Raw genomic sequence first — 21,982 nt, 5'->3', positions numbered from 1 at the left:
GTCAGATGTTACGGAAGCGGTTGATGGCGTCGATGTGCTTGGCGCGCATCTCCGGGTCGCGCACGCCCAGGCCCTCCTGCGGGGCGAGGGCGAGAACGCCGACCTTGCCCTGGTGCAGGTTGCGGTGGACGTCGTAGGCGGCCTGACCGGTGTCCTCCAGGGAGTAGACCTTGGAGAGCGTCGGGTGGATCTTGCCCTTGGCGATCAGGCGGTTGGCCTCCCACGCCTCGCGGTAGTTGGCGAAGTGCGAGCCGATGATGCGCTTCAGCGACATCCACAGGTAGCGGTTGTCGTACTGGTGCATGTAGCCCGAGGTGGAGGCGCAGGTGGTGATCGTGCCGCCCTTGCGGGTGACGTAGACGCTCGCGCCGAAGGTCTCGCGGCCCGGGTGCTCGAAGACGATGTCGATGTCCTCGCCGCCGGTGAGCTCGCGGATCTTGGAGCCGAAGCGCTTCCACTCGCGCGGGTCCTGGGTGTTCTCGTCCTTCCAGAACTTGTAGCCCTCGGCGTTGCGGTCGATGACCGCGTCGGCGCCCATCGCGCGGCAGATGTCGGCCTTCTCGGGGGAGGAGACGACACAGATCGGGTTGGCGCCGCCGGCCAGCGCGAACTGGGTGGCGTACGAGCCGAGGCCGCCGCTGGCGCCCCAGATCAGGACGTTGTCGCCCTGCTTCATGCCGGCGCCGTTGCGGGAGACCAGCTGGCGGTACGCGGTGGAGTTCACCAGGCCGGGGGAGGCGGCCTCCTCCCAGCTCAGGTGGTCCGGCTTGGGCATGAGCTGGTTGGACTTGACGAGCGCGATCTCCGCGAGGCCGCCGAAGTTGGTCTCGAAGCCCCAGATGCGCTGCTCGGGGTCGAGCATCGTGTCGTTGTGGCCGTCCGAGGACTCCAGCTCGACCGAGAGGCAGTGCGCGACGACCTCGTCGCCCGGGTTCCAGGCGTTGACGCCGGGGCCGGTGCGCAGCACCACGCCCGCGAGGTCGGAGCCGATGATGTGGTACGGCAGGTCGTGGCGCTTGGTGAGCTCCGACAGGCGCCCGTAGCGCTCCAGGAAGCCGAAGGTGGAGACCGGCTCGAAGATCGAGGTCCAGACCGAGTTGTAGTTCACGGAGCTGGCCATGACGGCGACCAGGGCCTCGCCCGGGCCGAGCTCGGGGAGCGGCACGTCGTCGAGGTGGAGCGACTTGCGCGGGTCCTTGTCGCGGCTGGTGAGGCCGTCGAACATCTCGACCTCGTCCTTGTGGACGGTCACGGCGCGGTACGACTCGGGGAGCTTGATGTTGGCGAAGTCCGAGGACGTGGAGTCCGGGGACTGGATCGCGTCCAGGATGTCCTTCACGGGGTGCCTCCGGCGGTGCGGCGTCTGAGGGTGACGCGCTGAGGGTTCTGTCTTGGAGTGCTGCGGTGGAGGTGTGCCGTCGGTTCGGCGGGGTCGTGCGTGGCTGCGCCGGGTGCGGCGCTGAGGGTGCCTGTGACGCAGGCGTCCGGGCGCACAATCGCTTGTGGGGACAGCCGGCGCACGAGGTGATCTCTGCGCGCCGGCCGCCCGGACAACATCAACGTATGGCACCGCGTGTCACCTGACAAGGCACTGGGTGCCAACAATTTCACTCAGATGCAATCCCCTGGTCACACATGAGCGATGATCGATCGAGTAGGGGGTCGAAACGGACGAAAGGCCGCCCCGGAAAGGGGCGGCCTTCGTCGTGGACGGCGGTGCGTCGGTCAGCTCTTCCGCAGCGCCTGCTGGATCGTGCGCATGACCTCGTCCAGCGGAGCGTCCGTACGGGCCACGGCGATCACCACGTCCCCCTCCGTGGAGACCGCGGCCGCGGGTCCCGTGGCGGCCGGCTGCTGCTGAGGCTGCGGAGCCGCGGCCGGGCGGGCGCCTATGCCCGTGCCGAAGGTCTCCCGCACGATCGCGAACGCGTGGTCCAGCTGGGCCTCCACGTCGCCCTGACCGCCCGCGCGCAGCCAGCGACGCAGCACGTGGTTGTGGGCGGTGACGACCGCGGAGGCGGCGACCTCGGCCAGCAGCGGGTCGTCGTTGCCGTCGTGGTGGTCACGCTCGTCGAAGTGGCCCAGGAGATAGCGGGTGAACAGCCGCTCGTAGCGGGCCACCGAGGCGATCTCGCGCTCCCGCAGGGTCGGTACCTCACGGGTGAGCCGATAGCGCTCCACGGAGACCGCCGGGGACCCCGCGTACATCTTCATGACTTCCTTGATGCCCCGGCAGACCGTGTCCAGCGGGTGCTCGTGCGGCGGCGCGGCGTTCAGCACCGCCTCCGCCCGCACCAGGGTGTCGTCGTGATCGGGGAAGATCGCCTCTTCCTTGGAGCGGAAGTGGCGGAAGAAGGTCCGGCGCGCGACCCCGGCCTGGGCGGCGATCTCGTCGACCGTCGTGGCCTCGTACCCCTTGGTCGCGAAGAGCTCCATGGCCGCCGCGGCCAGCTCGCGGCGCATCTTCAGCCGCTGCGCCGCCGCGCGGGTGCCCGCCGGGCTCTCCTGCGTGTCGGAGGACGGGGAGGTGGACGTGGCACGGGGTGACTTCGCGGCCTTGGACATGTCCTGAACGTACTGCATCAGCGCGGGAGTGTGCCCAGGTGGGGGAGGGTCGCCCGGGGCGCCGGAGGCGGCCCCGGGACTCAGCAGCCCTCCCCAGCCCGCGTAGGGCTCAGCGTCGGGCATATTCGCGGAAGCCGCGCCCCGTCTTGCGGCCCAGGCAGCCGGCCGCCACCAGGTGCTCCAGGAGCGGCGCCGGGGCCAGGCCCGGGTCGCGGAACTCACGGTGCAGCACCTGCTCGATGGCGAGGGAGACATCGAGGCCGACGACGTCGAGGAGCTCGAAGGGCCCCATCGGGTAGCCGCCGCCCAGCTTCATGGCGGCGTCGATGTCGTCCAGCGTCGCGTAGTGCTCCTGGACCATCTTGATCGCGTTGTTCAGGTACGGGAAGAGCAGCGCGTTCACGATGAAGCCGGCCCGGTCGCCGCAGTCCACCGGGTGCTTCCTGATCTTCGCCGTGACCTCGCGGACCGTGGCGTGCACGTCGTCGGCGGTCAGGACCGTACGGACGATCTCCACCAGCTTCATCGCGGGCGCCGGGTTGAAGAAGTGCATGCCGATGACGTCCTGCGGGCGCGAGGTGGCGCGGGCGCAGGCCACGACCGGCAGCGAGGAGGTCGTGGTGGCGAGCACCGCGCCCGGCTTGCAGATCTTGTCGAGCCGCGCGAACAGCTCCTGCTTGATCGTCAGGTCCTCGGCGACCGCCTCCAGGGCCAGGTCGACCTCGGCGAAGGCGTCGAGCGAACCGGCCGGGGTGATCAGGGCCAGCGTCTCGTCGCGGGCCTCGGGGGTCATCCGGCCCTTGTCGACCGAACGGGCGAGGGACTTCGCGATCCGGGCCTTGGCGGTGTCCGCCTTCTCCTGGGAGCGGGCCGCCAGCACGACCGTGTACCCGGCCTTGGCGAAGACCTCGGCGATGCCGGAGGCCATCGTGCCGGAGCCGGCGACGCCCACCGAACGGACCTCACGGCCCTCGGCGGTGGCGGCGCTGTCCAGCGGGGTCAGCGCGTCGCGGACCACGGTGGCCGAGCCGGGGGCGTCGTAGGTGTAGAAGCCGCGACCCGACTTGCGGCCGGTCAGCCCGGCCTCGCTGAGCTGCTTGAGGATCGGGGCGGGGGCGTGCAGACGGTCGTGCGACTCGCTGTACATCGCCTCCAGGACGGTACGGGCGGTGTCGACGCCGATCAGGTCGAGCAGCGCCAGCGGGCCCATCGGCAGACCGCAGCCGAGCTTCATGGCGGCGTCGATGTCCTCGCGGGAGGCGTACTTGGCCTCGTACATGGCCGCGGCCTGGTTGAGGTAGCCGAAGAGCAGTCCGTCGGCGACGAAGCCGGGACGGTCGCCGACGGCGACCGGCTCCTTGCCGAGGTCGTGCGCGAGGGAGGTGACGGCCTCGACCGCCTGCGGGGCGGTCAGGACGGAGGAGACGATCTCCACCAGCTTCATCGCCTGGACCGGGGTGAAGAAGTGCAGGCCGAGGACGCGCTCGGGGTGCGCCGAGTCGGCGGCCAGCCGGGTCACCGAGAGCGCGTTGGTGCCGGTGGCGATGATGGCGTCGGGCCGGACGATGGCGTCCAGGGCCCGGAAGACCTCCTGCTTGGCCTCGTACGACTCGGGGACGACCTCGATCACGAGGTCGGCGTCCGCGGCGGCCTGGAGGTCGGAGAAGGTGCGGAAGCGGGCGAGAACGTCCTGCCGCTCCTCCTCCGTGATCCGCTCACGGGTCACCGCGCGGGCGGTGGAGGCCTCCAGGGCGGCGACGGCCTGGGCGGCGGCGGCTTCGCTGATGTCGACGCCGATGACCTCACGGCCGGCCCGGGCGAGGACATCGGCGATGCCCGTGCCCATCGTGCCGAGACCGATGACGGCGATGGTGGAGAGAGGGGTGTCCATCAGGGGACTCCAGGGAGGGAAGAGTGACGACTGAAGGCGGCAATGCGGGCGCGCACAGGTCGCGAACGGAAAGCGCGAGGAGTTCGCGACAGAAGCGCGAAGAGATCGCGTGGAAAAAGCGACGGACTCTGTCCCGGAGCCGCGTCGAAAACTGCCGAACCGACAAACTCGAACTCACGACGGCTGCGTCACCAGGCCGTTGTGAGGGTGCGGGGGGTGACCCGCTCACCTGAGATTAACCGGCGGGTAACGAGCGCGCCAGTCCTCGGGAGTTCGGAAAATGTGATCTGGATCGCGGATACGCTGACGGCCATGGAAATCGCCCAGGACCCCGAATTCTGCTCGATGATCGATCGATTGCGGGACGAGATCCACGACGGCGCGGAAGCCGATCGAAAACCATTCGAGGAACTGCTCGCCGCCGACGATCCCGAGGAGTTCGCCCGCGTCCTGACCGCACCCGGCCGCCCCCTCTGGGCCCGCGAGATCTCCGCCTTCCGGCTCGGCCTCGCCCGCGACCCGCGCGCCTTCGAAGCCCTGGTCCTGCTCCTCAACCACCGTGACCCGGAGCGCTGCGTCTCCGCCGCCTACGCCCTGACGCGTCTCGGCGACCCGCGCACCGCTCGGGCGGCCGCCGCCCTCGCCACCAACGAACTCCGGGTCGCCTACGCCCTGTTGCCGGTCCGGCTGCTCGCCGCCCTGCGCGCTCCCGAATCCGTGCCGGCCCTCGTCGCCGTCCTCGAACGGCGGCTGGCGGCCGACGACCCGCACTGGCGGGTCGGTGTCGCCTGCGTCGAGGGGCTCGGCTCCCTCGGCGACCCGAGAGCCCGGCCGGCGATCGAGGCCGCCCTGCCCCATCCCCGGCTCGGCCGGGCGGCCGCCGAAGCCCTCGCCCGGCTCGCGGGCTAGCCCGCGTCGCTCTCCGGGACCAGGGCGAAGGCGTCGACCTCGATCAGCAGCTCCGGCCGGACCAGAGCGGCGACCTGGACCGCCGAGCTCGCGGGCAGCGGGGCCGTGCCGAACGCCTCGTCGCGCGCCGCGCGGACCGCGGGCAGGTGGCCGACGTCGGTGACGAAATACGTCAGCTTCACCACGTCCTCGAAGCCCGCGCCCGCCGCGGCGAGACAACGGCGCAGGTTCGCGAAGACCTGACGGGCCTGCGCCGCCGGGTCGTCCGTCCCGACCACCGCGCCCGAGGCGTCGAGGGAGCACTGGCCGGATATCGCGACGAACCGGCCGGTGCCCCACACGACGTGGCTGTACTGGGCGCTGGGGGCGATCCCCTCGGGAGCGGGGACGTGGGTGAGGTGCGTCGTCATGACCGACATCCTCGCGCACGCCACTGACAGCGCCCCGGGGCGGTTCCCTCAGCGCACGTGGCCGAGGAGGCCGTGCAGCACCGTGCCGCCCGTGGTGGCGGGCCGCGCGGAGCCGTCGCGGTTCGCGGTGGCCTTCACCGGCGTCGGCTCCGGGAGCGTCTCGCAGACCGCGTCCGCCTCCGCCTGCCCGTCGCCGCGCGGCACCCGGCCCGTGGCGAGGTACGTCACCAGGTGCTGGTCCACGCACGCGTTGCCGGCCAGCGACACCCCGTGGTTCCCGCCGCCCTCCTCGACCACCAGGCTGGAGCCGCTCACCATCCGGTGCAGCGCCACACCGCCCTCGTACGGGGTCGCCGCGTCGTCCGACGCCTGGAGGATCAGCACCGGCCCCACCTCGTCGTTGGTGACGTCGGGCGGGGTGAGCGAGTCCACCGGCCAGAACGCGCACGGAGCGTTGTACCAGGCGTTGTTCCAGGTCGCGAACGGAGCCTTGGCATGCACGTCCCAGTTGTCCGTGCGCCAGGTGTTCCAGTCCCGCGGCCACGTGGCGTCCCGGCACTGCACGCTCGTGTAGACCGAGTAGCCGTTGTCGGCCGCCGCGTCCGCCTCCCCGTACGCCTCGTACGCCCGGGTCAGCGGGACCGCGTTCTTGTCGTTGACGTACGAGGAGAAGGCCGCCGCCAGGCTCGGCCAGTAGCCGTTGTAGTACCCGCCCGGCAGGTAGGTGTCCTCCAGCTCGCCCGGACCGACCTTGCCGCCCGCCGGGCTCTTCCCCAGCTCCTCCCGCATCCGGTACCAGGCCGCCTCGACCGCGGCCGGGTCCGTGCCCAGCTTGTACGTGGCGTTCTGGCGGGCCACCCAGGACATGAAGTCCTTGTGGCGGGTGTCGAAGGCGTAGTCCTGCGCGATGTTGTCCTCGTACCAGACGCCCTGCGGATTGACGACGGAGTCCAGCACGAGGCGGCGCACCCGCTCCGGGTACAGCCGCGCGTACACGGCGCCGAGGTACGTGCCGTAGGAGTACCCGAGGTAGTTGAGCTGCGGGGCGCCGAGCGCCGCGCGGATGGCGTCCAGGTCCCGGGCCGTGCTGACCGTGTCGATGTACGGCAGGACGTCGCCGTGCTTCTTCCCGCAGGCCGTCGCGAACGACCGGGCCCGCTCGACCCCGGTCCGCTCGCGCTCGGCGTCGAGCGGCAGGGAGTCCGGCCGTACCGGGTCGAAGTGGCCGGGCTTGCAGTCGAGCGCGGGCTCGCTCCTGCCGACGCCGCGCGGATCGAAGCCGATGACGTCGTACTGGCCCGCCACCTCCGCGGGCAGCGAGGCGGCCACGAAGCCGGCCATGGTCCGTCCGCTGCCCCCCGGGCCCCCGGGGTTGACGAGCAGGGGGCCCTGGTAGTCCTTGGTGTCCTTCACGGTGTGCGGGACCCGGGTCAGGGCCAGCGTGATCGACCGGCCGGCCGGGTCGTCGTGGTTCAGGGGCACCTGGAGGGTGGCGCACTGGAGCCGGGGATACGCCGTGGTGGCGCAGTCGCTCCACAGCAGCGGTGCGATGGGGCGGGGGGTCGGCTCGGGCCTGGGCGTCGCGGACGCGGGCAGGGCGGTGACCGTCCCTGCGACCAGTGCCCCAGTGGCGATCAGCATTCCTGCGCGTGTGGTCATAGGGCGTCCGTGCCCCGATCCGAACCCGAAGGGACCCGATCCGCCCAGAGTTGACCCGAACAGAGGACCCGTCAGAGGAGGGTGAGCTGTTCGGGCGTGCCCGCGAGGGCCGGCTCCTCCGGTGCGGGCGTCCGGCGCGAGGCCCCCCGGCGGGACGGTCCGATCCCGAACTCGGTTGCCAGTTCGTGCACCTGACGGGTGATCCGGCGCTGGTACCAGGTCGGCGCGTAGGCCCCGTCCGCGTACATCCGCTCGTATCGCCCGACCAGATGGGGGTGGTGCCGTCGCAGCCAGGTGAAGAACCACTCGCGGGCGCCCGGACGCAGATGCAGCACGAGCGGGGTCACCGAGGTCGCGCCCGCCTCGGCGATGGCGCGCACCGTGTCGCGCAGCTGCTCGGGGCGGTCGCCGAGGAAGGGGACGACCGGGGCCATCAGCACCCCGCAGCCGATGCCGTGCGCGCCGAGCGTCCGCACGACGTCCAGGCGTCGCGCGGGGGAGGGAGTGCCGGGCTCGATCGTGCGCCACAGCTCCTGGTCGGTGAAGCCGACGGAGACGGAGATGCCGACCTCGGTCACCTCCGCCGCCTGGACGATCAGATCGAGGTCCCGCAGGATCAGCGTCCCCTTGGTGAGGATGGAGAAGGGATTGGCGTGGTCGCGGAGGGCCTCGATGATCCCGGGCATGAGCCGGTAGCGCCCCTCGGCCCGCTGGTAGCAGTCGACGTTCGTGCCCATCGCGATGTGGGCGCCCTGCCAGCGACGGGAGGCCAGCTGGCGGCGCAGCAGCTCCGGCGCGTTGATCTTCACCACGATCTGCGAGTCGAAGCCGAGGCCGGTGTCCAGGTCCAGATAGCTGTGGGTCTTGCGGGCGAAGCAGTACACGCACGCGTGTGTGCAGCCCCGGTACGGGTTGACCGTCCACTCGAACGGCATCCGTGAGGCGCCGGGCACCCGGTTCACGATCGAGCGGGCCCGCACCTCGTGGAACGTGATCCCGCGGAACTCGGGGGTGTCGAAGGTGCGGGTGGTGACCGCGTCCGTACCGAACAGGGCGGTCTCCGCGACGGTGACGGGGTTGTCGCCCAGATTGTCCCAGCGCATCGACGCCTCCTCGGTAGCCGTTTCTCAGCCGTGCGGACAGAATAGAACACATGTTCCCTTGATCGCCGCAACCCGGATTTGGGAGGCCCGGGTCCAGGTGGTTGGCTGGGCGCCACACCCTGAAGAACCACGTGTTGGAGGAAGTGCCATGGCGCAGGTCGAGGCCACGACGGAGCGGATCATCTCGGCGGACCCGGAGTCGGTGTTCGACGCCCTGGCCGACTACAGCGGCACGCGCGCGAAGCTGCTGCCCGAGCACTACAGCGAGTACGAGGTGCGCGAGGGCGGCGACGGCGAGGGGACCCTCGTCCACTGGAAGCTCCAGGCCACCAGCAAGCGCGTCCGCGACTGCCTCCTGGAGGTCACCGAGCCCACCGACGGGGAGCTCGTCGAGAAGGACCGCAACTCCTCCATGGTCACCACCTGGACCGTCACGCCCGCGGGCGAGGGGAAGTCCAGGGTGGTCGTCTCCACCGTGTGGAACGGCGCCGGTGGCATCGGCGGCTTCTTCGAGAAGACCTTCGCGCCCAAGGGGCTCGGCCGCATCTACGACGCCGTGCTGGCCAACCTGGCGGCCGAGGTGGAGAAGTAACGCCTCGTCGGTCACCGATTCGAGTGGATTCCCCCGCGCCCCCTCGGTAGCGCCCCGCGCGCCCCGGGGGCGCGGGGGTCTTCACAAACGCGCTGATGAGCGCCCCAAGTGCCACCCCGCACAGGGCTGTTCGGCCCCTCCGGCCCCATCGTTCCCCCGTGCCGCCCGACTTGCTCCCGCTTCGCGCCCAATGCGAAGAATGGCGCGGCGCTGACGTCGTGACGAGGGGAGCAGCACGTGGGTGCGATCACGCTGGCGAAGGACGAGCCGCCCGTCGAGGACGGCCCGCCCCGCGACCAGCCCCCGCCCACCGGAGGGGAGGCCGCCGCTCTCGACCCCCGCCGGGTCCGACTCGTCTTCTTCGGCCTCATGCTCGCCCTGCTCCTCGCCGCGCTGGAGCAGATGATCGTCGCCACCGCCCTGCCGAAGATCGTCGGCGAACTCCAGGGCCTGGACCGGATGTCCTGGGCGATCACCGCCTATCTCCTCACCGCCACCATCGGCCTGCCGGTCTACGGCAAGCTGGGCGACCTCTTCGGCCGCAAGGGCGTCTTCCTCTTCGCCATCGTGGTCTTCGTCATCGGCTCCGCGCTGGCGGGCTGGTCACGGTCCATGGACGAGCTCATCGCCTTCCGGGCGGTCCAGGGCATCGGCGCGGGCGGCCTGATGATCGGCGTCCAGGCGATCATCGCGGACATCGTCCCCGCCCGGGAACGCGGCCGCTACATGGGCCTCATCGGCGCGGCCTTCGGCCTCGCCTCCGTCGCGGGCCCGCTCCTCGGCGGCTTCTTCACCGACCACGTCTCCTGGCGCTGGTGCTTCTACTTCAACGTCCCCTTCGGGCTCGTCACCCTCGCCGTCGTCGCCGTGGTGCTCAAGCTCCCCCGGCCGAAGAACAGGGCACGGCTCGACGTCCTCGGTGCGATCCTGCTCGCCGCCGCCTCCACCTGCCTCGTGCTGCTCACCAGCTGGGGCGGTACCGAGTACGCGTGGGACTCCGAGGTCATCATCGGTCTCGGCTGCGGAGCCGCGGCGGCCACCGTGCTCTTCCTCGTCGTCGAGCACGTCGCGCCCGAACCCCTCATCCCCCTGCGGCTGTTCCGTGACTCGGTGTTCACGGTCACGAGCCTCGTCGGCGCGGTGGTGGGCATCGCGCTCTTCGGCGCCGCCAGCTATCTGCCGACCTTCCTCCAGATGGTCGAGGGCGCCACCGCCACCGAGTCCGGTCTCCTCATGCTGCCGCTGATGGGCGGGATCGTGCTCGCCTCGATCGTCTCGGGGCAGCTGATCACCCGCACCGGTCACTACCGGATCTACCCGATCGCCGGTGGCGCGGTCTCCGTGGTCGGCATGTGGCTGCTCTCCCGGATGGAGACGGACACCCCGCGCCTGCACCACAGCCTCTGGCAGGCCGTGCTCGGCCTGGGCATCGGCCTGGTCATGCCCGTCCTCATCCTCGCGGTGCAGAACTCCGTGCGCCCCGCCGACCTCGGCACCGCCACCAGCGCCCACAACTACTTCCGCCAGATCGGCGGCAGCGTCGGCGCCGCGGTCTTCGGCACCCTCTTCGCCGCGCGGCTCGACGACGCGCTCGCCGACTCCCTGCCCCGCGCGGCGGGAACCCCGCTGCCCGCCGCCGAATCGATCACTCCGCAGACGGTGCACGCCCTGCCGCCCGTCCTGCGCGACGCCTACATCCAGGCGTACGCGGACGCGATGCCGCGGATCTTCCTCTATCTCGTGCCGGTCCTCGTGCTCGGCCTCGTCCTCGCCTTCTTCCTCAAGGAGAAACCGCTGGTGTCCCACCACAGCCCCACCACCGAGGCCCCCACCGCCGTTCCCCGGGCCCGCGCGGCGGCCGCCCCCGCCCCGGCCGCCAACACCGCCGGCCTTCCGGTCTGCGGAACCGTCCAGCACCACGACGGCAGCCGCGTCCCGCGCGCGGCCCTCACCCTCATCGACGTCCAGGGGCGGCAGATCGGCCGCGGCGGCAGCGGCGAGGACGGGCGCTACGCCCTCAGCGTCCCCGGCCCCGGCGCGTACGTCCTGATCGCGGCGGCCGGCGGGCACCAGCCCCAGGCCGTCTCCGTCACCGTCGGCGAACGGCCGGTGGAGCTCGACGTGGTCCTCGGCGGCGCCGGCCGGCTGGCCGGCGCCGTGGTGACCGCCGACGGAACTCCCGTACGGGACGCGGCGGTCACCCTCACCGACGTACGCGGCGAGGTCGTCGCCTCCACCCGCAGCGGGCGCGAGGGCGGCTACGTCATCGCGGAGCTGGTGGCCGGCGAGTACACGCTGGCCGCCAGCGCCCCCGCGTTCCGGCCCGCCGCGCTGCCGGTGAGTGTGCAGGCGTCCCGCGAGACCCGCCAGGACATCGAGCTGGCGGGCGGCGCGGTGCTGCGCGGCACGGTGCGCGCGGGCGGCGGACAGCCGGTCGAGGACGCGCGGGTGACGCTCCTCGACGCGGCGGGCAACGTGGTCGACACGCTGACGACGGGCCCCGACGGCACCTTCCGCTTCGTGGACCTGTCCTCGGGGGAGTACACGGTGATCGCGGCGGGCTATCCACCGGTCGCCACCGTCCTCCAGGTCGCCGGCGGCGGCCGCACCGAGCGGGACCTCCAGCTCGGTCACGAGGACTGAGGCGGCTCAGGAGGAGGCGTCGGCCGCCCTGCGCAGCGCGCTGATGCAGCTGCCGATCGCCTCCTGAAGGGCTTCGAGGCGCTGGAGCATGTCGTCCTCGAGGACGTCCTCCTCCAGGACCTCGTCGAGCGTCAGCTCCTCGAAGACCTTCGTGGCCTTCTGCAGGCTGTTGTAGAACTTCGTGCGCCGCTCCTGGACGCGCAACGCCGGGTCCGACTCGACGGCCTCGGCGACCATGCCCTTCACCGCGTCGTACGCCTCACCCGCCCACTCGCCCGCCTCCTCGGAGTCGTCGAGCTCGTCGAGGAGGGAGAGGTGCCGCTCCGCCTCGGCGCGCACCGCGGCGGGCGCCTCCACGGTCTGTCCGGCGGGAGTGCGGATCTGGCCCTTCTCGACGATCTGCCGGACGTAGCCGATCCGGTCGGCCGCCTTCGCCTCGCCCGCGACGGCCTTCTTCAGCTCGTCGGTCCTGGCGATGGCGCGGGCCATCTCGGTCTGCAGCGCCGGGTCCTCCTTCATCCGGTCGAGGAGCGCGCCGCGCGCGGCCTCGGCGGTGCCGGGGTCGGCGAGGATCGCGGCGCGCAGGGCGGTCGGGTTCTCGGCGACCTCCAGCGCCTTCGTCGGCCTGATGCCCTCGGCCTCCGCCGCGGCGGTGATGGCGTGTCCGCGCACCGAGGACGCGCTGGAGCGGGAGGAGTAGTACGACAGCCAGACGTCGGCCTCCGGGAGCTCGACCTCCTCGCCGGGTACCAGGGCCTCGAACTGCGGGACGAGGCCGTCGTCGGCGGCCATGTCCCACGCCTTGTAGTAGCGCATGACCCGCTCGGGGGAGCATTCCGCCAGCTCGGCGAAGACCGTCGCCGACACCTTGGGCGAGTCCTGGGCCGCCTGCCCGCCCGGTCGTACGCTCCGGGCCACCTTCAACGCGAACGCCCAGCCGCCGGTGCGGGCGTAGACCCCGAACTCCCGGGCGTCCCGGACGACCGCGTCGGGCACGTCCTGGACGACGAAGTCGGTCTCCTCGGCGTCGGGAGCCTGTGCGGCTTCGGCTTCGGATGGGGCGATCACGGTGGTCACCGAGAGGTCTCCTGACGGTCGGGGTGCGGGAAGTGCGCCCGCAAGCCTATACGCGCCTGTTGGCGGGGTATCGCCCGAAATCGATATTGAACCGATCGGTCCAATACCTGCTACGGTTCCTCCATGGCACGCCCGAGGACGTTCGACGAGGCGCGCGCCCTGGACGCCGCGATGCACCTGTTCTGGGAGAAGGGCTACGAGGCCACTTCGACCCAGGACCTGTGCGAGGCGACCGGCCTGGGCCGCAGCAGCATCTACAACACCTTCGTGAGCAAGCACGCGCTCTTCCTCAGGTCGCTCGCGCGCTACACGGAGATGACCACGAGCGGCCAGCTCGCACTCCTGGAGGACGAGACCCTGCCGCCCGTCGACCGCCTGAAGGGTGTCCTGGCGTCCGTCGTCGAGATCGAGGAGGCTCATCGGCGGGCCGGCGTCGGCATCGGGTGCCTCGGTGTGAACAGCACCGTCGAACTCTCCGGGCGCGACCCCCAGGCGGCCGCGCTCCTCGGGCGGGACCAGGAACGCCGGCTCGCCGCGCTCACGGCGACGATCGCCGCAGGGCAGAGCGCCGGCGCCTTCGCGCGGACGCGCCGGGCGGACGAGCTCGCGCGGTTCTTCAACGCCGCCGTCGCGGGAATGCGGGTCTCCGCGCAGAACGGCGCCGACCGCGCCGTCATCGAGTCCATCGCCGCCGTCACCCTGGACGCCCTGACCGTCTGACCCTCGCGCGCCGGGCCTTCGCCATGGGGCCGCGCCCCGTGGCGCCCGACCGCGCCCTCATTTCGTACTGATCAGTCCAAAACTGTTTCCGGAACAACGTAAGGACGTGAACCACGTGCCACGCGCCGTGTACGTACTGGCCATCGGCATCTTCGCCATGGTCACCGGCGAGTTCGTCGTCGCGGGTCTCATGCCGCAGATGGCGGCCGGACTCGACGCGACCATCCCTCAGATCGGCTACCTCATCACCACCTTCGCCGTCGCGATGGCGGTCGGCGGCCCCTTCCTCACCGTCGCGGTCCTGAAACTGCGCCCCAAGCCCGCGCTCCTCGTGCTGATCGGTGTCTTCCTGACGGGCAATCTGCTGGCCGCCACCGCCACCTCGTACGGCGCGATGGTCGTCGCCCGTGTCGTCACCGGGGTCGCCGCCCAGGCCTTCTTCGGTGTGGCGATCTCGGTCTGCTCCGCCCTGACCCGGGAGGAGGTCCGCGGCCGGGCCGTGGCCGTCGCGATGAACGGACTGATGCTCGGCACGCTCCTCGGGCTCCCGATGGCGACCTTCATCGGCGGGCACCTGGGCTGGCGCGCGGCGTTCTGGGCGATCACCGCGCTGACCGTGCTCGCCGCCGCGGCGGTGGTCGTGGGCGTCCCCCGCCTGGAGCGGCCCGGCGCCGCCGGCGCGTCCTTCCGTGACGAGGTCCGGGTCTTCCGCGCGCCGCGTCTGTGGTCGGCGCTCGCCACCAGCACCCTCATCATCGGCGCGACGTTCTCGGCCTTCAGCTACTTCAACCCCATCCTCACCGAGGTGACCGGCTTCGAGGAGGGGACCGTGCCCGTGCTGCTCGTCGCCTACGGCGCCGCCACGGTGATCGGCAACACGGTCGTCGGCCGTCTCGCGGACCGTCGCACCGTCGGCGTGCAGGTCGCCGGCCTCGCCCTCAACGTCCTCTTCCTGAGCGGCTTCGCGCTGCTCGCCGATGTCGGTGCCGCCGCCGTGCTCCTCATGACGGGCATCGGCCTGGTGGGCGTCACCATGAACCCCGCCATGGTCACGCGCGTCCAGCGGGCCGGCAACGCGGGGCCGCTGGTGAACACCGTGCACTCCTCGTTCATCACCCTCGGCATCATCATCGGTTCCTCCGTCGGAGGGGTTCTCGTGGGCGCGTACGGACTCCGCTCGCCGCTCTGGCTCGGTGCCGCGCTGGCCGTGCTCGGCCTGCTGTCGCTTCTGCCCGAGTCCGGGCGCCGCCGACACCCGATAGAGGTCTAGACCACTAAACCTTTCCGAGGTCCTGGCCCGGCCCCTCCTCGGGGCGTAACGTGACGCCGCATGAGCGTCGTCGTCACCGAACGTGAGGGGACAGGGGTTTCGTGAAGATCCTTATCAGCGCCGACATGGAGGGTGCCACCGGCGTCACCTGGCCGGGCGACGTGCTCCCCGGGACACCCCAGTGGGAACGCTGCCGGTCCATGTTCACCTCCGACGTCAACGCGGCGGTCCTCGGCTTCTTCGACGGCGGCGCCGACGAGGTGCTGATCAACGAGGCGCACTGGAGCATGCGGAACCTGCTCCTCGAACAGCTCGACGAGCGGGCCGAGATGATCACCGGCCGGCACAAGACCCTCTCCATGGTGGAGGGCGTGCAGCGCGGGGACGTCGACGGCATCGCCTTCGTCGGCTACCACACCGGCGCCGGAACCGAGGGCGTCCTCGCGCACACCTACCTCGCCAACTCGATCACCGGCGTATGGCTCGACGGCGAGCGGGCCAGCGAGGGACTGCTGAACGCCCATGTCGTCGCCGAGTACGGCGTGCCCGTCGTCCTCGTCACGGGCGACGACCTGACCTGCGAGGACGCCCTCGGATACGCGCCCGAGGCGCACAAGGTCGCCGTGAAGGACCACGTCTCGCGGTACGCGGCCGTGTGCCGGACCCCGAAGCGTACGGCGAGCGACATCCGGGCCGCCGCCAAGGCCGCGGCCGCTCTCGCCGTACGGCACGAGCCGGTACGGGGCGGGCCGTTCACCGTGGAGCTGGAGTTCGACGCCGACCACCTGGCCTCCTCCGCCACGGTCGTGCCCGGCGTCGTACGGAACGGCGAACGCCGGGTCGCCTACACCAGCGGGACGATGTACGAGTGCATCCGCACGTTCAAGGCGGTCACCACGATCGTCTCCGCGGCCGTGGAGGAGCAGTATGGCTGAGCCGGGCCGAGAGCCGGACGCCACCGCGCTCGACGAGGTGGTGACCTTCACCTCCGAACTCATCCGCATCGACACCACCAACCGCGGCGGCGGTGACTGCCGCGAGCGGCCCGCCGCCGAGTACGTCGCCGAACGCCTCGCCGCCGCCGGTCTGGAACCCATCCTGCTGGAGCGGACCCCCGGCCGCACCAACGTCGTGGCGCGCATCGAGGGGACCGACCCCTCCGCCGACGCCCTGCTCGTCCACGGCCACCTCGACGTCGTCCCCGCGGAATCCGCCGACTGGGCCGTGCACCCCTTCTCCGGAGAGATCCGCGACGGCGTCGTCTGGGGGCGCGGCGCGGTCGACATGAAGAACATGGACGCGATGGTCCTCGCGGTCGTCCGTTCCTGGGCCCGCCAGGGCATCCGCCCGCGCCGTGACATCGTCCTCGCCTACACCGCCGACGAGGAGGCGAGCGCCGAGGACGGATCGGGCTTCCTCGCCGACGAGCACCCCGGACTCTTCGAGGGCTGCACCGAAGGCATCAGCGAGTCCGGCGCGTTCAGCTTCCACCCGACCCCCGGCACGACCCTCTACCCGATCGCCGCCGGCGAGCGCGGCACCGCCTGGATCAAGCTCACCGCACACGGCAGGGCCGGACACGGCTCGAAGGTGAACACGGCCAACGCCGTCACCCGCCTCGCCGGAGCCGTCGCCCGCATCGGCGCCCACCCCTGGCCCGTCCGCCTGACCTCGACCGTACGGGCCGCGCTCACCGAACTCGCGGCGCTGTACGGCATCGAGACCGACATCGGCGCGGCGGACTTCGACGTCGACCGGCTGCTGGAGAAGCTCGGACCCGCCGCGGCCCTGGTGGAGCCGACCGTACGCAACAGCGCCAACCCGACGATGCTGGAGGCCGGTTACAAGGTCAACGTCATTCCCGGGCACGCCGTCGCCTACGTCGACGGCCGGATGCTCCCGGGCGGCGAGCAGGAGTTCATCGAGACGATGGACCGGCTCACCGGACCCGACGTCGCGTGGGAGTTCCACCACCGCGAAGTCCCCCTGGAAGCACCCGTCGACTCGCCGACCTTCGCCCGACTGCGCGCCGCCGTCGAGCACTTCGCGCCCGACGGCCATGTCGTCCCCTTCGCCATGTCCGGCGGCACCGACGCCAAGCAGTTCTCCCGGCTCGGCATCACCGGATACGGCTTCTCCCCGCTCAAGCTGCCCCCGGACCTCGACTACGCCGCGCTCTTCCACGGGGTCGACGAACGCGTCCCCGTCGACGCACTGCACTTCGGCGTCCGCGTCCTCGACCACTATCTGAAGTCCGCGTGAGGGGAGCCGAGATGGTACCGACAGGCGACCACGGCACCTGGCCCTCCCCGATCGACGCGGCGCTCGCCGCCCGGCACGACGGACGCCCCGAGTACGTCGGCGTCATCGGCGACGAGGTGTGGTGGACCGCGCCACGCCCCACCGAGGGCGGCCGGCGCGCGCTCGTCCGCCGACGCGCCGACGGCACCGAGGAGTCGGTGCTTCCCGCCCCGTGGAACGTCCGCAGCCGGGTCGTCGAGTACGGCGGACAGCCCTGGGCGGGCCTGGCCCGCACGGCGGGCGGACCGCTCGTCGTGTTCAGCCACCACCCCGACCAGCGGCTCTACGCCCACGCGCCCGACGCCGGCCCCGGATCCGCGCCACAGCCCCTCACCCCCGTCTCCACCGTCGGCGGCGGACTGCGCTGGGCCGACCCGGTGATCCACCCCGAACGCGGTGAAGTCTGGTGCGTCCTGGAGGAGTTCACCGGACCCGCGCCCACCGACGTCCGTCGCGTCCTGGCCGCCGTACCCCTCGACGGCTCGGCCGCCGAGGACCGCGGCGCCGTGCGCGAACTCTCCGACGGGCGCCACCGGTTCGTCACCGGCCCCCGGCTCTCCCCGGACGGACGGCAGGTCGCGTGGATCGCCTGGGACCACCCGCGGATGCCGTGGGACGGCACCGAGGTGCTCCTCGCCGAGGTCACGGCCGACGGCACCTTCCAGGGCGCGCGGACCGTCGCCGGCGGGCCGGAGGAGTCGGTGCCTCAGGTCGACTGGAGCGCCGACGGACAGCTTCTGTACGTCAGCGACCGCAGTGGCTGGTGGAACCTCTACCGCGCGGACCCCGGGGGAGAGCCGGTCGCCCTCTGCCCGCGCCCGGAGGAGTTCGGCGGACCGCTGTGGAAGATCGGTCTCAGATGGTTCCACCCGCTGGAGAGCGGCCTCGTCGCCGTCGTCCACGGCAAGGGCGCCACCACTCTCGGGATACTCGACCCCGAGAGCGGGGAACTCGTCGACGCCGCGGGCCCCTGGACCGAGTGGGCCTCCACCCTCGCCGTGCAGGACACCCGCGTCGTCGGCGTCGCGGCGAGCCCGCGCAGCGCCTACGAGGTCGTGGAGCTGGACACCGGCACCGGCCGGGCCCGGGTCATCGGCTCGGCCCACGACGATCCCGTCGACCCCGCGTACTACCCCGAGCCCCAGATCCGTACCTTCACCGGCCCCGACGACCGCGAGATCCACGCCCACGTCTATCCGCCCCACAACCCCGACCGGATCGCCCCCGGCCAGGAGCTGCCGCCCTACGTCGTCTGGGCGCACGGCGGGCCGACCGGGCACGCTCCGCTCGTCCTCGACCTGGAGATCGCCTACTTCACCTCCCGGGGCATCGGCGTCGCCGAGGTCAACTACGGCGGGTCGACCGGCTACGGGCGGGAGTACCGCGAGCGGCTGCGCGAGCAGTGGGGCGTCGTCGACGTGGAGGACTGCGCCGCCGTCGCCGAGGCGCTGGCCGCCGAGGGCACCGCCGATCCGGCCCGGCTGGCGATCCGGGGCGGCAGCGCGGGCGGCTGGACCACCGCGGCGTCCCTCGTCACCACCGAGGTGTACGCCTGCGGCACGATCATCTATCCCATCCTCGATCTGCTGGGATGGGCGACCGACGAGACCCACGATTTTGAAGCCCGGTACCTGGAGTCGCTCGTCGGCCCGCTCGCCGACGTACCCGCCCGCTACCGGGAACGCTCGCCGCTCGACCACGTCGAGCGGATCACGGCGCCGTTCCTCCTGCTCCAGGGCCTCGACGACGTGATCTGCCCGCCCGCGCAGGCCGAGCGGTTCCTGGGGCGGATGGCGGGGCGCGGCGTCCCGCACGCGTACATCGCCTTCGAGGGCGAGAGCCACGGCTTCCGCCGCGCCGAGACGATGATCCGCGCTCTGGAGGCCGAACTCTCGCTGTACGCGCAGACCTTCGGCATCGCCCGAACCGACGTCCCCCGGCTGGAGCTGAAACGGTGACCGTGACTCCGCCGCGCCGGCCCCGGCGCCTTCGCCCGGGTTCCCGGGTCGCCGTCGTCGCCCCCAGCGGGCCGGTCCCCGAGGATCGGCTCGCCGCCGGGCTCGACCTGCTGCGCGGCTGGGACCTGGAACCCGTGGTCGCCCCCCATGTCCTGGACACACACGGAGAGTTGGGGTACCTCGCGGGCGCGGACGCGGCCCGCGCCCGGGATCTCCAGGCGGCCTGGTGCGATCCCACCGTCTCCGCGGTGATCTGCGCCCGCGGCGGCTACGGTGTCCAGCGGATGGTGGACCTCGTCGACTGGTCGGCGATCCGGGCGGCGGGGCCCAAGGTGTTCGTCGGCTACAGCGATGTCACCGCCCTGCACGAGGCGTTCGCCGTCCGCGCGGGCCTCGCCACGCTCCACGGACCGATGGTCGCGGCGGCCGCCTTCCTCAAGGACCCCCGCACCCAGGAGTCCCTGCGGGCCACGCTCTTCGAGCCCGATTCCGTGCGGACCCTCGGCCTGGACACCGCCCGCGCCATCGCTCCCGGCCGGGCCCGCGGCGTCACGCTCGGCGGCTGCGTGAGCCTGCTCGCCGCCGACCTCGCCGCCCCGCACGCCCGCCCCTCGGCCCGCGGCGGCCTGCTCCTCCTGGAGGACGTGGGGGAGGAGCCGTACCGCCTGGACCGCATCCTCACCCAACTGCTGCGCTCCGGCTGGCTGGACGGGGTCGCGGGCATCGGCCTCGGTTCATGGGAGGAGTGCGGCCCCTACGAAGAGGTCCGGGCGGTCCTCGCCGACCGGCTCGGCGCGCTCGGCGTCCCGGTGGTGGAGGAGATGGGCTTCGGCCACTGCGAGACGGCCCTCACCGTCCCCCTCGGCGTACCCGGCGTCCTGGACGCGGAGGCCGGGACGCTGACACTGGACGTGCCGGCGCTGCGCTGAGGCCGCCGCCTCCGCCCCCGGGGGAGTCGTGTCCACCTTCACTGAATCTCCGTCAACAACCCCTGTCAGGTGCGTTGACGGAGATCTGACACGTGTCACACCATGGGCCCGGATCGATACGTACCAGTCGGTATCCCCAGCGTGGAGGCCCCGTGCCCGTGTCCCGTGCGCTACCGCTGTCCCGCAGACTGCTTTCCCTGGCGGCGAGTTCGTTGCTGCTCGGACCCCTCGTCCTGACCGGCCGGGCGAGCGCCGCCGAACCCGGTTCGTACACCGTCACCCCGCTGACCTTCACCGTCGACGCGGGTGGGCGCACCTGCACGGTCGACGCCGATCTCTACCGGCCGGCCGGGGTCGACGCCGCCCACCCGGCGCCCGCCGTGCTCGCCACCAACGGCTTCGGGGGGAGCAAGGCCGACGGGTCGACCGATGCCATCGGGAAGGCGTTCGCCGCCCGGGGGTACGTCGGACTCGTCTACTCGGGGCTCGGCTTCGGCAGGTCCGGCTGCCTGATCTCCCTCGACGACCCCCGCATCGACGGACGGGCCGCCACGCGACTCGTCGACTTCCTCGGCGGCACCCGCGCCGCCGACGACGGCACCCGCGCCGACTTCGTGACCAAGGACGGCGCCGGAGACCCGCGCGTCGGCATGGTGGGCGGCTCCTACGGCGGCGCCGTCCAGCTCGCCACCGCCTCCGTCGACCCCCGGCTCGACGCGCTCGTCCCCCTCATCACCTGGAACGACCTCGCCCACTCGCTCGCCCCGAACGGCGCCGACCGCGCGACCCCCGGCGTCTTCAAGTGGCAGTGGGCCAACGGCTTCTACCTCATGGGCGAGGGGCAGCCCCTGCTCGTTCCCTCCCTCGATCCGTCCCGGATCAACGGCCTCGGCTGTCTGCACTTCGTCACCGACGCCTGCGACACCGTCCGGCTCCTCAACTCCGGTCGCTACCCCGACGCGGAGACCAGGAAGATGCTCGACTTCGCCCGGAGCGTCTCACCGGTCTCCTACCTCGACCGCGTCAAGGCGCCGACCCTGATCGTCCAGGGCCAGGCCGACAGCCTCTTCACCCTCAACGAGGCCCAGGACACCTACGAGCGGCTCCAGGCGCGGGGCGTCGAGACCAAGATGATCTGGCAGTCGTGGGGACACAGCGGGGGACAGGCCGCCGGCGAACTCGACCTCGGCCAGGGCAATCTGGAGACCAGTTACGTCGGACAGCGCGTCCTGGCCTGGTTCGACCGCCATCTGCGGGGCGACCGGAGCATCGACACCGGCGCCGAGTTCGCGTACTACCGCTCCTGGCAGAGCGGTTACGGCACCGCGGCCCGGGTCCCCGCCCTCAGCCAGAAGCTCTATCTCTCCGGCGACGGCAAGCTCGTCGACAACCGCGCCAAGGTCGTCCGCGGTTCGCGTGCGTACAGCAACTGGCTGGTCCCCACGAGTCATTCGGAGTCCTCGCTCGCCGGACTCATCGGTCTTCCTGACCCCCGGCCGTACGACATCAAGGGCACCTACCTCGGCTGGACCAGCGCCCCGCTGAGCGCCCCCGTCGATGTCGTCGGCTCCCCGCGGGCCACGCTCAGGGTCGTCTCCCCGAAGACGGAGCGCGTCCAGGACTCCGGTGACGCCGCCGACAAGCTGGTGCTCTTCGCCAAGGTCTACGACATCGCCCCGGACGGGACGAAGACCCTGGTCAACCGGCTCGTGGCGCCGGTGCGGGTCCCGGACGCGACCCGGCCCTTCACGGTGGAGCTGCCGGGCATCGTGCACCGGTACGAGGCGGGGCACCGCCTGGAGTTCGTGATCGCGGCCAGCGACGACGCGTACGTCGGGAACCGGGGCGTCAAGCCGGTGACCGTCACCGCCGCGCCCGAGGACACCGGGGTCCTGGAGCTGCCCGTTGTCAAGGGCCGATCGGGGTAGCAGCCAGAAGGGTGGATTCACGCGACC

Annotated in this window: 17 protein-coding genes; 10 read left to right on the top strand and 7 right to left on the bottom strand. The window is 71.8% G+C overall.

Annotated elements, in window-relative coordinates:
* Position 1 precedes the first annotated feature (1 nt).
* From ccrA to AB0D99_RS02555, 3 genes are all read right to left on the bottom strand, one after another.
* A complete protein-coding gene (gene ccrA / locus AB0D99_RS02565) occupies positions 2–1,339 on the bottom strand; it encodes a crotonyl-CoA carboxylase/reductase (RefSeq protein ID WP_362355987.1) in 1,338 nt (445 codons plus the stop codon).
* A 386-nt stretch (positions 1,340–1,725) separates the two neighbouring features.
* Complete coding sequence (locus AB0D99_RS02560) at positions 1,726–2,565, bottom strand: TetR family transcriptional regulator (protein ID WP_362355985.1); 840 nt, start codon at positions 2,563–2,565, stop codon at positions 1,726–1,728.
* Positions 2,566–2,674: 109 nt separating this feature from the next.
* Complete coding sequence (locus AB0D99_RS02555) at positions 2,675–4,456, bottom strand: 3-hydroxybutyryl-CoA dehydrogenase (RefSeq protein WP_362355983.1); 1,782 nt, start codon at positions 4,454–4,456, stop codon at positions 2,675–2,677.
* Positions 4,457–4,768: 312 nt separating this feature from the next.
* Between AB0D99_RS02555 and AB0D99_RS02550 the strand changes: the two genes are divergently transcribed.
* On the top strand, positions 4,769–5,365 hold the full coding sequence (locus AB0D99_RS02550) for a HEAT repeat domain-containing protein (RefSeq protein WP_362355981.1): 597 nt from the start codon (positions 4,769–4,771) through the stop codon (positions 5,363–5,365).
* Here AB0D99_RS02550 and AB0D99_RS02545 read toward each other — a convergent pair.
* From AB0D99_RS02545 to AB0D99_RS02535, 3 genes are all read right to left on the bottom strand, one after another.
* Complete coding sequence (locus AB0D99_RS02545) at positions 5,362–5,775, bottom strand: RidA family protein (protein WP_362355979.1); 414 nt, start codon at positions 5,773–5,775, stop codon at positions 5,362–5,364. The genes AB0D99_RS02550 and AB0D99_RS02545 overlap by 4 nt on opposite strands.
* A 48-nt stretch (positions 5,776–5,823) precedes the next feature.
* A complete protein-coding gene (locus AB0D99_RS02540; RefSeq protein ID WP_362355977.1) occupies positions 5,824–7,434 on the bottom strand; it encodes an alpha/beta hydrolase in 1,611 nt (536 codons plus the stop codon).
* 71 nt (positions 7,435–7,505) lie between these two features.
* On the bottom strand, positions 7,506–8,537 hold the full coding sequence (locus tag AB0D99_RS02535; protein WP_362355975.1) for an Rv2578c family radical SAM protein: 1,032 nt from the start codon (positions 8,535–8,537) through the stop codon (positions 7,506–7,508).
* A gap of 148 nt (positions 8,538–8,685) precedes the next feature.
* Here AB0D99_RS02535 and AB0D99_RS02530 point away from each other — a divergent pair, with 148 nt between their 5' ends.
* Together AB0D99_RS02530 and AB0D99_RS02525 are read left to right on the top strand one after the other, a co-directional pair.
* On the top strand, positions 8,686–9,129 hold the full coding sequence (locus tag AB0D99_RS02530; protein ID WP_362355973.1) for an SRPBCC family protein: 444 nt from the start codon (positions 8,686–8,688) through the stop codon (positions 9,127–9,129).
* A 237-nt stretch (positions 9,130–9,366) separates the two neighbouring features.
* The gene (locus tag AB0D99_RS02525; RefSeq protein ID WP_362355971.1) at positions 9,367–11,772 is read left to right on the top strand and encodes an MFS transporter; all 2,406 of its coding nucleotides are present in this window, start codon (positions 9,367–9,369) and stop codon (positions 11,770–11,772) included.
* Between the two features lie 6 nt (positions 11,773–11,778).
* Here the strand turns inward: AB0D99_RS02525 and AB0D99_RS02520 are convergent, their stop codons facing one another.
* Positions 11,779–12,768, bottom strand: a complete 990-nt coding sequence (locus tag AB0D99_RS02520) for a hypothetical protein (protein WP_362356065.1) — start codon at positions 12,766–12,768, stop codon at positions 11,779–11,781.
* A gap of 204 nt (positions 12,769–12,972) precedes the next feature.
* Here AB0D99_RS02520 and AB0D99_RS02515 point away from each other — a divergent pair, with 204 nt between their 5' ends.
* The 7 genes from AB0D99_RS02515 (at position 12,973) to AB0D99_RS02485 (ending at position 21,955) form a co-directional block, all read left to right on the top strand.
* On the top strand, positions 12,973–13,569 hold the full coding sequence (locus AB0D99_RS02515) for a helix-turn-helix domain-containing protein (RefSeq protein WP_362355969.1): 597 nt from the start codon (positions 12,973–12,975) through the stop codon (positions 13,567–13,569).
* Between the two features lie 115 nt (positions 13,570–13,684).
* Positions 13,685–14,839: an MFS transporter gene (locus tag AB0D99_RS02510; protein ID WP_362356063.1), complete on the top strand. Its 1,155-nt coding sequence runs from the start codon at positions 13,685–13,687 to the stop codon at positions 14,837–14,839.
* 101 nt (positions 14,840–14,940) lie between these two features.
* Positions 14,941–15,774: a M55 family metallopeptidase gene (locus tag AB0D99_RS02505; protein WP_362355967.1), complete on the top strand. Its 834-nt coding sequence runs from the start codon at positions 14,941–14,943 to the stop codon at positions 15,772–15,774.
* On the top strand, positions 15,767–17,101 hold the full coding sequence (locus AB0D99_RS02500) for a M20/M25/M40 family metallo-hydrolase (RefSeq protein WP_362355965.1): 1,335 nt from the start codon (positions 15,767–15,769) through the stop codon (positions 17,099–17,101). Before AB0D99_RS02505 ends, AB0D99_RS02500 begins: the two co-directional genes overlap by 8 nt.
* 11 nt (positions 17,102–17,112) lie before the next feature.
* Positions 17,113–19,098: a prolyl oligopeptidase family serine peptidase gene (locus AB0D99_RS02495; RefSeq protein ID WP_362355963.1), complete on the top strand. Its 1,986-nt coding sequence runs from the start codon at positions 17,113–17,115 to the stop codon at positions 19,096–19,098.
* Positions 19,095–20,027 (top strand): LD-carboxypeptidase, encoded by a 933-nt coding sequence (locus tag AB0D99_RS02490; RefSeq protein ID WP_362355961.1) that lies wholly within the window; start codon positions 19,095–19,097, stop codon positions 20,025–20,027. The genes AB0D99_RS02495 and AB0D99_RS02490 overlap by 4 nt, the downstream gene beginning before the upstream one ends.
* A gap of 158 nt (positions 20,028–20,185) precedes the next feature.
* Positions 20,186–21,955, top strand: a complete 1,770-nt coding sequence (locus tag AB0D99_RS02485; protein ID WP_362356061.1) for a CocE/NonD family hydrolase — start codon at positions 20,186–20,188, stop codon at positions 21,953–21,955.
* Positions 21,956–21,982: the final 27 nt, after the last annotated feature.

Source organism: Streptomyces sp. NPDC047971, assembly GCF_040653355.1.
Lineage (GTDB): Bacteria > Actinomycetota > Actinomycetes > Streptomycetales > Streptomycetaceae > Streptomyces.
Note: the sequence above shows the minus strand (reverse complement) of the source record. Positions and strands in the feature narration are given on the sequence as shown.

Excerpts from the sequence above, each read along its gene's own strand:
- AB0D99_RS02540 (WP_362355977.1), bottom strand. The coding sequence starts at position 7,434 with ATGACCACACGCGCAGGAATGCTGATCGCCACTGGGGCACTGGTCGCA.
- AB0D99_RS02555 (WP_362355983.1), bottom strand. The coding sequence starts at position 4,456 with ATGGACACCCCTCTCTCCACCATCGCCGTCATCGGTCTCGGCACGATG.
- AB0D99_RS02495 (WP_362355963.1), top strand. The coding sequence starts at position 17,113 with ATGGTACCGACAGGCGACCACGGCACCTGGCCCTCCCCGATCGACGCG.
- AB0D99_RS02500 (WP_362355965.1), top strand. The coding sequence starts at position 15,767 with ATGGCTGAGCCGGGCCGAGAGCCGGACGCCACCGCGCTCGACGAGGTG.
- AB0D99_RS02545 (WP_362355979.1), bottom strand. The coding sequence starts at position 5,775 with ATGACGACGCACCTCACCCACGTCCCCGCTCCCGAGGGGATCGCCCCC.
- AB0D99_RS02530 (WP_362355973.1), top strand. The coding sequence starts at position 8,686 with ATGGCGCAGGTCGAGGCCACGACGGAGCGGATCATCTCGGCGGACCCG.
- AB0D99_RS02550 (WP_362355981.1), top strand. The coding sequence starts at position 4,769 with ATGGAAATCGCCCAGGACCCCGAATTCTGCTCGATGATCGATCGATTG.
- AB0D99_RS02560 (WP_362355985.1), bottom strand. The coding sequence starts at position 2,565 with ATGTCCAAGGCCGCGAAGTCACCCCGTGCCACGTCCACCTCCCCGTCC.
- AB0D99_RS02535 (WP_362355975.1), bottom strand. The coding sequence starts at position 8,537 with ATGCGCTGGGACAATCTGGGCGACAACCCCGTCACCGTCGCGGAGACC.
- AB0D99_RS02515 (WP_362355969.1), top strand. The coding sequence starts at position 12,973 with ATGGCACGCCCGAGGACGTTCGACGAGGCGCGCGCCCTGGACGCCGCG.